8 protein-coding genes are annotated in these 10,607 nt (G+C 71.4%); 6 read left to right on the top strand and 2 right to left on the bottom strand.

Going from position 1 to position 10,607, the window contains the following annotated elements:
* Positions 1-191: 191 nt before the first annotated feature.
* Positions 192-938, bottom strand: a complete 747-nt coding sequence (locus N7L95_RS27000; RefSeq protein WP_301260721.1) for a lysoplasmalogenase — start codon at positions 936-938, stop codon at positions 192-194.
* Between the two features lie 424 nt (positions 939-1,362).
* Between N7L95_RS27000 and N7L95_RS26995 the strand changes: the two genes are divergently transcribed.
* Entirely contained in the window at positions 1,363-2,910 is a 1,548-nt protein-coding gene (locus tag N7L95_RS26995; protein ID WP_301260720.1) for a methyl-accepting chemotaxis protein, read from the top strand.
* Positions 2,911-3,094: 184 nt separating this feature from the next.
* On the opposite strand, the gene N7L95_RS26990 is transcribed toward N7L95_RS26995, so the two are convergent.
* Positions 3,095-3,904 (bottom strand): YoaK family protein, encoded by an 810-nt coding sequence (locus N7L95_RS26990; protein WP_301260719.1) that lies wholly within the window; start codon positions 3,902-3,904, stop codon positions 3,095-3,097.
* Positions 3,905-4,353: 449 nt separating this feature from the next.
* On the opposite strand from N7L95_RS26990, the gene N7L95_RS26985 reads away from it, so the two are divergent.
* From N7L95_RS26985 to N7L95_RS26965, 5 genes are read left to right on the top strand one after another with little or no spacing between them, the layout of a single operon-like run.
* Entirely contained in the window at positions 4,354-4,626 is a 273-nt protein-coding gene (locus N7L95_RS26985; protein WP_301260718.1) for a hypothetical protein, read from the top strand.
* Positions 4,616-4,909: a hypothetical protein gene (locus N7L95_RS26980; RefSeq protein WP_301260717.1), complete on the top strand. Its 294-nt coding sequence runs from the start codon at positions 4,616-4,618 to the stop codon at positions 4,907-4,909. The genes N7L95_RS26985 and N7L95_RS26980 overlap by 11 nt, the downstream gene beginning before the upstream one ends.
* Positions 4,906-6,522 carry a PepSY-associated TM helix domain-containing protein gene (locus tag N7L95_RS26975; RefSeq protein ID WP_301260716.1) on the top strand — a complete coding sequence of 539 codons (1,617 nt, stop codon included), beginning with the start codon at positions 4,906-4,908 and terminating at the stop codon, positions 6,520-6,522. Before N7L95_RS26980 ends, N7L95_RS26975 begins: the two co-directional genes overlap by 4 nt.
* Positions 6,515-8,653, top strand: coding sequence for a TonB-dependent receptor (locus N7L95_RS26970; RefSeq protein WP_301260715.1), 2,139 nt, complete (start codon positions 6,515-6,517; stop codon positions 8,651-8,653). Before N7L95_RS26975 ends, N7L95_RS26970 begins: the two co-directional genes overlap by 8 nt.
* The gene (locus N7L95_RS26965; RefSeq protein ID WP_301260714.1) at positions 8,653-10,419 is read left to right on the top strand and encodes an enterochelin esterase domain-containing protein; all 1,767 of its coding nucleotides are present in this window, start codon (positions 8,653-8,655) and stop codon (positions 10,417-10,419) included. The genes N7L95_RS26970 and N7L95_RS26965 overlap by 1 nt, the downstream gene beginning before the upstream one ends.
* The last annotated feature ends 188 nt before the right edge of the window (positions 10,420-10,607 follow it).

The raw sequence follows: 10,607 nt of genomic DNA, 5'->3' as shown, positions 1-10,607 counted from the left end.
GCGGTCCACGCCGTCCGGGAGCGCAACGGCAAAAGTGCGCCACCGGGTCACGCGCCGCCTGCTGGACCTCCGCACCTGCGGGCCGACTCGCGACGAAACGCCGCGACTTCCGGCGGCACGGCACGCGCGGCCCCCGGGCCTGCTTCAGCACCTCGCCACCACTCGCGGGCAGCCCGCTCGAACCCGGTGCTTCAGGCCGGCGGCACAGGCTTGGCGGCCAGGGCTTGCCCGCGGGCACCGGGTGCCATGCTGCTGGCAATGCACCACTGGGCCGACCAGTAGGTGCTCAACACCCACAGCGTCCCCCATGGCAAGGCAGTGTGGAAACGGTCGAAGGCCAGCAGCCCGTCGGAGCAGACGAAGAACATCCCCCCCAGTGCGCCGATGGCCAGGTGGCGCCGGTGCGGCGCATGGCGGTGCTGCCACCAGCGGCCGGCCGCCAGTGCCGCCATCGCCGCCAGCGTGCCGGCATACACGGTCACCGGCATCCGCAGCGGCCCCGGCAGCCCCGGCCACAGCAGCGACAGCAGCCCGATGGCGGCCACCCCATACCCCAGCAGCGGGCCCAGGGCCGACGCCGGCCGCGTGTCCCGGCTGAACGCCACCAGGTAGCACAGGTGAGCGAGCAGAAAGCCCGCGAGCCCGGGCACGAAACCCGCGTCCGGCCACAGCAGCGCAATGTCGCCCGCCAGCGAGCAGCCCAGGCCGGCCAGCAGCCAACGCCGAGCAGCGGGGCTGGCACGCCCGCGAGCCCAGGCATAGGCGATGATGAGCCATGTCGTCAGCGGCTTGAACGTGCACAGCAGCCAGCGCTGGCCCAGCGGCTCGGCCAGCACGGCAAGTGCCGCCGCCGCCACGACGCCGGCTGCCAGCCAGTGGCCGCGGCCGGCGGAGGGCCCAAGGTCGCGAAGGACGGGTGAGTCGGCAGGCATGCTCATGGGGGGCCCCTGTATGCGCGGACGGTGCGGCGATTGTGCCGCTTCTTCGGGCCGCTTCTTTCTTTGTGCCGCTCCTGTCTCCCGGTGGCCCGCGGGACTGCGAGCAAGCTCTGCGAGGAGCAAGCCGGCCGGCGGGGCGGACGGCCGAGGCAGGCTGGACAGCCACCCCCACCATGGCTGCAAGCCGATACGGCGCGCCATTCGGGAGGGTCGTTCGTCCATCGGCCCGGGCTCACCAGCATCCGGGCGCCACGGTGAGGCGGTGGCCACCGGGCCGCCGGCGGCCGCGCCGGAACGGCAGCGGCACTTCAGACGCGGAAGGATTTCACGCCGCCTGCCGCCGGCAGGCGTTCCGCACTTCTGCCCGGGCGTGGTGCGCCGATAGCCAAAGGCATCTCAGCACGCTGAACAAGGGCAGCCCCACATGTTGAAGCACCTCCATTTCGGTCCACGCCTGTCGTTGGCGTTTGGCTGCGTCATCCTCGTCTTCCTGCTGGTCGGCGTGGTGAACCTGTTCACCGGCTCCCGGCTCAAGGCGGCCGATGCCATCAACACCCACACCTACGTGGTGCTCGGCAAGGCCGAAGCCATGCTGGCCGGCATGGTGAACATGGAAACCGGCGCACGGGGCTTCCTGCTCTCCGGCGCCGAGGGGCACCTGGAGCCGTGGCAGGCCGGGCAGAAGGAGTTCGACGCCAACTGGACGGCACTCAAGGAACTGACTTCGGACAATCCCACCCAGCAAGCCCGCCTGGACCAGCTGAAGGCATTGCACCTGCAGTTCAAGTCCGTGCTCGAAGGACTCATCACCCAGCGGCGGCAGGTGGCCAGCGGCGGCACCACGATCGATGCGCTGGTGGCGGAATTCGGCCAGGGCAAGGACAAGGCGGCGATGGACGGCTTCCGCAGCCTGGAACGGGAACTGTCGGACATGGAGCGACAGCTGCTCGCCCAGCGCAGCGCCGAGGTGGAGCGGCTGCGCTCCACCAATACGGCCGTGATCCTCTGCGGCAGCGCGCTCGCGCTGCTGGCCGCCGCGGGCGCGGGCCTCTGGATCACGCGCTCCATCACCGGCCCCTTGCGGCAGGCGGTGACGGTGGCCGAAGCGGTGGCGGCAGGCGACCTCAGCCGCAGCATCGAGGTGACATCGAGCGACGAAACCGGCCGGCTGCTGGCAGCGCTGCAGAAGATGAGCAACAGCCTCGCCGCACTGGTCGGCGACGTCCGCACCGCGTCGGATTCAATCGCCACCGGCTCCAGCGAGATCGCCTCGGGCAATGCCGACCTGTCCCAGCGCACCGAACAGCAAGCGGCCAACCTGCAGCAGACCGCGGCGTCGATGGAGCAGCTGAATTCGACCGTCCGCGAGAACGCGGCAGCGGCCCAGCAGGCATCGACGCTGGCCGGTGGTGCGATGAAGGCGGCCACCTCTGGCGGTGAAGTGGTGGGCGCAGTGGTCACCACGATGAACAAGATCTCCGCCTCCAGCCAGAAGATCAGCGACATCATCGGGGTCATCGACGGTATCGCGTTCCAGACCAACATCCTCGCACTCAATGCGGCGGTGGAAGCCGCGCGTGCCGGCGAGCAGGGCCGCGGCTTTGCTGTCGTCGCCAGCGAGGTGCGCAGCCTGGCGCAACGCAGCTCCGGCGCGGCCAAGGAGATCAAGACACTGATCAACGACAGCGTGGAAACCGTGGAAGCCGGCTCCCGCCTGGTCAACGAGGCCCGCTCCTCGATGGAGGACATCGTGAGCCAGGTGCGGCACGTCAACGACCTCATCCAGGAGATCAGCCATGCCACCGTGGCACAGACGTCCGGCATCGGCCAGGTCAGCGACGCGGTGGGCCAGCTGGACCAGGTGACGCAACAGAATGCGGCACTGGTGGAAGAATCAGCGGCTGCAGCCGAAAGCCTTCAATCGCAGGCCCAGCGCCTGGTGCAATCCGTCGGCATCTTCAAGCTGGCCTGAGCGGGGCAGCAGCGGGTCGGCCGGGCCACCCGGCGACGCCGGGTGAGATCAAGAACAGCGGCGGCGACCCCGCGTCGCACAGCCCGGCCCCCAGGCAGGAGCCAAGGAACATGCCGGCGCCAACGCGCTGGCGAGTGGCCTCGGCGCGGCTCTTGCCGGCCAGGCAGCGGCCGTCCGCCACGCTTCAGCCGCCCTGCTGCACCCGGCGCAGGAAAGCCGCCCGCCGTACATCGGTGAGCAAGGCCGGCACGGCCACCAGCGCCAGGGCGATGGCCAGCGGCACGATCGCGACAAAACCCATCGCCCCGAACGCCAGCGCGCCCGCCACCCCTCCTGCAAAGAAGAGGACGATGACGATGGCGTGCAGCTTCAGACGATCCCGGTTCGCGCGCACCCGGGGCATCTCGGCTTCGGTGGCGCTGCGCTCCCAGTACCACAGCCGGCCGAGCTCGATGCCGATGTCGGTCGCGATGCCGGTCATGTGGGTGGTGCGGATCTCCGCCCCCGACATCTTCGTGACGATGGCGTTCTGCAGGCCCATCACGAAACACAGTAGCAGCACCGTCAACGGCACCAGGTGGGCGCCGACGCCGTTCAGGTTGGCACCCGCCAGCCCGAAGACCAGCAGCAGCACCGCCTCCGCCAGCAGCGCGATCGCATAGTGCCCCTGCAGCCGGCGGCGCCTGGCCCAGTTGATCAGCAGTGAGGTGCACATCGCGCCACCGATGAAGGCCGCCAGGCACGCCGCCCCGGCGAGCACCAGGGACACGGATCCCGCCACCAGGTCGTCCGCCATGGCCGAGACCACGCCGGTGATGTGCGAGGTGTAGCGATGCACGGCGAGGAATCCCCCCGCATTCACCGCGCCTGCCACGAAGGCCAGCATGCCGCCCAGATGCCGATTGGCGAATCGCCTTCGCTTGCTGCCGGCCAGGACCTTGAGGTAGCTGAACCAGCGCCGGGATCTCGAGCGGATCGGTCGTTGCAATGTCATGTCGGGTGGGGCCCGGCTTCTCGATGTCGTTGGGGGTGCCGCGGCAGCCGGACAGCGCGTGGGGGCGGCCGACAGCGGTGCAGCATGCGCAGCGGCACGCCAGGCTGCCCCCGCCTGCTGCTGCTCCAGCTGCTCGCTTCCGCGGCGGGCCTGGCGCCAGCGGCAGAGCATACCGCGCCGCCCTGGCCGCACCCGGCCGCCCGGGTGCGACACCGACCGCCGTTTGAAGGCCGCCGGCGCGCCGCCGCCAGTCGCCCCCGATGCGACTGGCGCCCCCCTGTGACGGGCCGGACGCGCCCAGCCCGCCAGCGGGCGGACCTCGTTCCCTGCAAGCCGGCTACAGCCGCTGGCCTTGATCTGCCTGCCTTGACATTGTTTACAAATTCATATGAGAATAATTCTCACTTAGATTATCGGACGGTGCCTGCACCGCTCGGCACGGTTCCTTCATGTCCCTGCTTTGGTTGCCGGCCACGCTCGTCGTGGCCCTTGCTTCGCTGACTGCCTGCCTTTCGACACCGCGTGCGCGTCCCCGCCTTCCCGCCCGGGCCGGCTGGCTCGTGGGCAGCGGCCTGCTGGCGCTGGCCGTCGCGCTGCTTGCGGGCGGCATGGGCCTGGCCGAGGCCGCTGCCTACGCCGTGTCGGGGCTGATGGTCGGCGTTCCTGCCGTGTCGGCGCTCCTCGGGTGGCGCCATCGGCAGGGGCAGCGTGATGCGGGCTGATCGACACGGCAAACCCGCCCCTTCCTGGCATCTGCTGCATCACGGCGTGGTCGGCGCCGCGCTCGGCTTTCCGTGGGCGGTGTGCCTGAGCGGCCTGCTGTTCCACGGCCTGGGCGACCCGCGTGACCCGGCCACCTACCAGGTGGCGATGTGGAGCGTGGTGCCTTTGTGGGCCACCGCCCTCGCGCTTGCCTTCCTGGCGCGCAGCCCGCTGGCGTGCTGGGCCTGGGGGCTGGCCGCGAACGCCTTCGCCTTCGCCTTGCTCCACGGGGTGGCGCCATGAAGACAGACACCCTGCGCAGCTACCTCGTGGTTCACACCTGGGCCGGCATCCTCTCCAGCCTGATGCTGTTCGTGGCGTTCTATGCCGGCGCCCTGACGATGTTCGAGCCCGAGATCACCCAATGGGTGCAGCCGCCTGCGCCGGCGCGCGCCGACGCCAGCCAGGATGCCGACGCACTGGCTGCCGCCTTCTTCGCAGCGCATCCCGAGCCACCGCCGCGGGCCACGCTGATGCTGGCCGGCCCGGGGCAGGCTGCGCCCCATATCCGCTATCTCGACCGCGGCCGCCGGCAGCAGGTGGAACTCGATCTCGCGGGCACGCTGCGGCCGCTGCCGGGCAGCCTGGAGGCCGGCGACTTCGTGGACCGCCTGCACCGCAAGGGCGGCCTGCCACTGCCGCTGGAGCCGAGCGAGCCGATCATCGGCGTGGTCTCGCTCGTCTATGCCCTGGCCCTGGTGTCCGGAGTCGTCGTACTGCTGCCTTCGCTGGTGAAGGACCTCTTCGTGCTGCGCATCGGCCGCAACCTCAAGCGCATGTGGCTGGACCTGCACAACCTGCTTGGCATCGCGAGCCTGCCCTTCCACGTGGTGATGGCCCTGTCGGCCGCGGTGTTCTGCCTGCACGACTGGATCTATGCCGCCCAGAACGCCTGGATCTATCCACAAGGCCTGAAGGCCGTCTCGGCCCAGGCCACGCCGCGCCGCCCGCCCACGCCGGGTGCCCCCGCCCAGTGGCTGCCGCCCTCGCAGTTGCTGGCCCGGCTGGCGCACGCAGCGCCGGGCTTCCAGCCGGCCTCGCTGGAATACCGCGGCGTGGGCACGCCCAAGGCGATCGTCCATGTGGCCGGCAGCGACGACCGCCACTTCAAGCGCAGCCCCCGCCACGGCTATGCGCTGCTGGACCCGGCCAGTGGCCAGCTGATCGAGTCGACCTACCTGCCGGGGCAGCAGGCATCGGGCTGGGCCGCCGCGCTGGTCAGCTTCTTTGCGCTGCACTTCGGCAGCTATGGCGGCGAGCCGCTGCGGGTGCTGTATGCCGCGCTGGGTGTGCTGGGCGCGCTGCTCTTCTACACCGGCAATGTGCTGTGGATCGAAAGCCGCACCAAGCGGCTGCGCCCGGCCTCGGCGGCGCCCCGGCAGCCGCGTCATGTGCGCGCGGTGGCGGCGCTCAACATCGGCCTGTGCCTGGGCTGCGTGGCTGGCGTGTCGGCGGCGCTGGTGGCGCTGCGCTGGCTGGCGCACACGACGCTCGGCCCGGACGAGGTGCTGCACGGCAGCTGCTATGCCGTAGTGGTGGCCTGCATCGGATATGCCGGCGTGCGCGGCGCCCAGGCCGCCACGCCCGGCCTGCTGGCAGCCGCGGCGCTGGCCACCGCCCTGATCCCCGCCACCAGCCTGTTCGGCGCACTGGCGCCGAGCGCCTGGGCCGCCTGGGCACCCGCGGTCGTGAAGCCCTACCTGGCTTCGCTGTGGGCGGTGGACCTGCTGTCCGCCGGCGCGGCGGCGCTGCTTGCCGGGCTCGCCCTGCGGGCTCGCGATTCACAGCCGCGCGCAAAAGCGCCGGCCTCCCCGGTTTTCTCCACTCCCTCCACTTCCTTCTCTCATCATGACTGAGCTTCCGTCGTCGCGGCACGTGCTGTCGCTGGCCTGCCTTGCGGCCCTGTCCTCGTTCGCCCCTTGCGCCGGAGCGCAGGAGGCGTCGACCGCCTCCGACCGGGCCCTGCCCGCGGTGACGGTGAAGGCCAAGCAGGACCGGCAGGCCCTGCCGGCCGCCGCCCCTGGCGGCCTGTCGGCCAGCGGCGCCCGGCTGGGCGTGCTCGGCAACACGCCGATCCTCGATGCGCCCGTCAGCCTCAATGCCTACACCCAGCAGGCCATCCAGACGCAGCAGGCACGCACCCTGGCCGACGTTCTGCAGAACGACCCGGCCGTGCGCTACACCACCAACAGCGGGCACATGCAGGAGCACTTCCGCATCCGCGGCCTGGACGTCAATGCGCCGGACGTTGCCTTCAATGGCCTGTATGGCGTGGCCCCCACGGCCCACGTGCCCACCGAGATGCTGGAACGGGTGGAAGTGCTGCGCGGCCCGAGTGCCCTGCTGTCCGGCATGTCGCCGAGCGGTGCGGTGGGCGGCATGGTCAACCTGGTGCCCAAGCGTGCAGGCTCGCGGCCACTGACCGAGCTGACGATGTCCTATTCGTCGAAGTCCTACGCACAGGCGCACCTGGACCTGGCCCGCCGCTTCGGCGAAGACCAGCGCCTGGGCGTGCGCGTCAACACCGTCTACGGCACCGGCGACACCGGCGTCGACGACCAGGAGAAGGGCCGCCGGCTGGCGGCGCTGGGGCTGGACTACCTGGGCGACCAATGGAACCTGACGCTGGACGCCTACACCAGCCGCGAGACCATCGACAACGGCAGCCCGGCGATGTACGGCTTCGCCGCGCGGCGCGGCAAGGCGGTCGGCATCGGCCGGCTGCTGTCACCGCCGGACAGTGACACCAACCTGTTCCGGGGCACCCATGGCGACTACCGCGACCACGGCATCGCCGTGCGCGGCGAGCTCAAGCTCAACGATCGCTGGACGGCGCGAGCCGGCCTCGGCGCCTCCAACAGCGAAGGCAAGGGCCTGATGTTCGGTACGCGGGTGGTCGTCACCGGGCTGGACGGCTCGGCGGCTGGCTATGTCTACAACGTCAAGGCCACCACACGCGGGCGCACCGCCGAGCTGGGCGTGCGCGGCGAATTCGAGACCGGCACGGTGGCGCACCGCCTTGACGTCTCCGCCACGGTGCTGAAGATCGAAGACGGCACCGGCAGCACGCCCCGCGAGGGCTGGGCGCAGAACATCTACCGCCCGGTGGCGCCGATGCTGCCCGCAGCGCCATCGACGGTGAAGCCAACCAGCGACAACCGCATGACCTCGCTGAACATCGCGGACACGATGAGCCTGGCTTCGGGCAAGGTGCTTCTGACCGTCGGCGCGCGGCTGCAGCGGGTCGAGCAGAAGCTCAAGGACTACAAGGAGTCGGCCGTCTCGCCCTCGCTGGGCGTGGTCGTCAAGCCGTGGGGTGAGGACAGCTCGCTCTTTGCCAACTACATGCAGGGCCTTTCGCCGGGCGAGACCGTGCCCATCGCCGGTGGCTATGCCAACGAAGGCGAGATCTTCCCGCCCATCAAGAGCCGCCAGGTGGAGCTGGGCGTCAAGCACCGGCAGGGCGCGCTGACGCACACGCTGAGCGCCTTCCGCATCACGCGCCCGACGCTGGTCGACGAGAACGTGGGCAGCACCAAGCGCCGCACCGAGGGCGGAGACCAGCGGGTACGGGGCGTCGAGTGGAACGCCTTCGGCCAGCTCGGCCCGGTGGGCGTGCTGGGCGGGGTGAGCTACCTGCAGTCCGAGCAGCGCAACACCGGCCGCGACAACTACGGGGTGCCCGACTGGACCGCCAACCTGGGCGCCACCTGGGCCACGCCGGTCGAGGGCCTGTCGCTGAGCGGCCGCCTGGTCTACACCGGCCGGCAGTGGGTCGACTCGGCCAACACGCTGGAGCTGCCGTCCTCCACCCGGCTCGATGCCGGTGTGCGCTACGCCACCGCCCTCGGCGGCACGCCGGTCACGATCAACGCCTTCGTCGAGAACCTGGCCAACCGCCGCTACTGGTCCGGCATGTTCGCCGACGGCTATGTGATGCCGGGCGGTCCTCGCACGCTGCGCGTCGCCACCACGTTCGCCTTCTGATGCGCGCGCCCTCCACGTACACGCTGCGGGCGTGCATCAGCGCGGCCTGCCTTGCCGGCAGTGCCGCGGTCCTTGCCAGCCAGCCAGCGATGCACGACGCGCCCCGGCTGGCGGCGCCCTGCCCCAACGACGGCGCAGCCGGCAGCAAGCACCCCGACCCGCGGCGGGAGGCACGCGTGGTGCGCCTGGCGGTGGGGGAGCGGCTGGAAGGCTGCGTCGGCCCCGGTGAGCGGCTGACGGTCGAGGTGGCCGTGCCCGCCGGGCAGGTGGTGGACGCGGTGTTCGACGGCCAGGGCACGGCACTCGACCTGCAGGACCGGCAGGGCCGGCATCAACGCCGGCTCGCGCCGGCCGACGCCGGCATGCAAGGCGCCATGTGGGTGGCAGACGGCGCAGCCACCCGGCTGACGGTGACGCCGGTCGCGCCCGCCGGTGGACGCTACGCCGTGCAGCTGCTGCGTTCACTGGCCCCGGCCACCGCACCGGCCACCGCACCAGCCGAAGCACCGGCGGCCGTCCCCGACAGCCCGCGGCTGCAGGCCCTGCTGCGCAGCCTGCAGCAAGGTGCGAGCACCGAAGCGTTCTGGCAGGAACGCGAGCGTGAGGGAACGCCCCTGGTGGAGCCGCTGCCCGGCCACGAGTCGCTGGTGACCTTCCTGTGGCGCGGTGAGCAGGCCAGCGTGCGGCTCTTTGGCAGCCCCACCGGCAACCATGACCCGCTGGCGCGGCTGCCCGGCAGCGATGTGTGGTGGGCCAGCTTCAGGATGCCCGACACGGCACGCCTGAGCTACCGGCTGGCGCCCGATGTGCCGCGGGTGCAAGGCTCGGCGATGGACCAGCGCCGCGTCATCCTGGCCACGGTGCAGCGTGATCCGCTGAACCCGCGGATCTATCCGCCGCCGGCCAGTGGCAGCGCCATCGACGCCTTCGAAGGCCATTCGGTGCTGGAGCTGCCGCAGGCGCCGCCCCAGCCCTGGGTGACCCGGCGTGCTGGCGTGGCTGCCGGCCAGCTGGAGCACCACCGCCTGCGCAGCTCGGTGCTGCGCAACGAGCGCGACGTCTGGCTGTACCGCCCGGCCGGCGCCGCGCCACAAGCGCTGCTGGTGCTGTTCGACGGGCATGCCTACCTGGGGCAGGTGCGCACACCCACCATCGTCGACAACCTGCTCGCCGACCGGCTGATTCCGCCCACCGCGGTGGTGCTGCTCGGCAATGCGAGCCCACAGGCACGAGCGACCGAATTGCCGCCCAACCCGGCGTTCACGACCTTCCTGGACCGCGAGCTGATGCCCTGGCTGCAGGCGCAGGGGCTGGCCCAGCCGCCGGCGCGGACGGTAGTGGCCGGCTCCAGCTATGGCGGCTTGGCTGCCGCCTATGCGGGGATGGTCCTTCCGCAGCGTTTCGGCCGGGTGCTCAGCCTGTCGGGCTCGTTCTGGTGGTCGCCCGCCGGCACCATGCCCGGCTGGCTGATGCGGCAATACGCCGCATCGCCTCGCCAGCCGGTGCAGTTCTATCTCGATGCCGGCCGCTACGAGGGCGCGCGAGGCGGACAGGACGGCATCCTGGAAACCAGCCGCCACCTGGGCGACGTGCTACGGGCCAAAGGCTATGCGGTGACCCAGGTCGAGCACGACACCGGCCACGACTACCTGCACTGGCAGGGATCGCTGGGCTGCGGCCTGGTGGCGCTGCTGAACCCGGACGCCCTGCGCCGGCTGGACGCCCCTTGCGGCGACCATTCGCCGCCCCGCGAGCGCAAGGACTGAGCCGGCGCCCAGGGGCACCGGCGCGCTGGGGGCAGCCGTGCCCGCCTGCGCGAGCGGTGCCGGCCAGGGGACGCGGGCAGACCGTCTGCCGCAATGGCCCCGCCGCGCTCACCGCCCGCTGCGGCTGGCGTCGCCCCGCCCGGGGGTGCCAGGCGGGGCCCGCTGCCATCGCCGGCCGGGATGCTGGC

It is taken from the genome of Eleftheria terrae (assembly GCF_030419005.1).
In the GTDB taxonomy this organism is placed as follows: Bacteria; Pseudomonadota; Gammaproteobacteria; order Burkholderiales; family Burkholderiaceae_C; genus Caldimonas; species Caldimonas terrae.
Note: the sequence above shows the minus strand (reverse complement) of the source record. Positions and strands in the feature narration are given on the sequence as shown.

Coding starts and splice junctions, on each gene's coding strand:
- N7L95_RS26995 (WP_301260720.1), top strand. CDS start 1,363: ATGTTGAAGCACCTCCATTTCGGTCCACGCCTGTCGTTGGCGTTTGGC.
- N7L95_RS26970 (WP_301260715.1), top strand. CDS start 6,515: ATGACTGAGCTTCCGTCGTCGCGGCACGTGCTGTCGCTGGCCTGCCTT.
- N7L95_RS27000 (WP_301260721.1), bottom strand. CDS start 938: ATGAGCATGCCTGCCGACTCACCCGTCCTTCGCGACCTTGGGCCCTCC.
- N7L95_RS26985 (WP_301260718.1), top strand. CDS start 4,354: ATGTCCCTGCTTTGGTTGCCGGCCACGCTCGTCGTGGCCCTTGCTTCG.
- N7L95_RS26975 (WP_301260716.1), top strand. CDS start 4,906: ATGAAGACAGACACCCTGCGCAGCTACCTCGTGGTTCACACCTGGGCC.
- N7L95_RS26965 (WP_301260714.1), top strand. CDS start 8,653: ATGCGCGCGCCCTCCACGTACACGCTGCGGGCGTGCATCAGCGCGGCC.
- N7L95_RS26980 (WP_301260717.1), top strand. CDS start 4,616: ATGCGGGCTGATCGACACGGCAAACCCGCCCCTTCCTGGCATCTGCTG.
- N7L95_RS26990 (WP_301260719.1), bottom strand. CDS start 3,904: ATGACATTGCAACGACCGATCCGCTCGAGATCCCGGCGCTGGTTCAGC.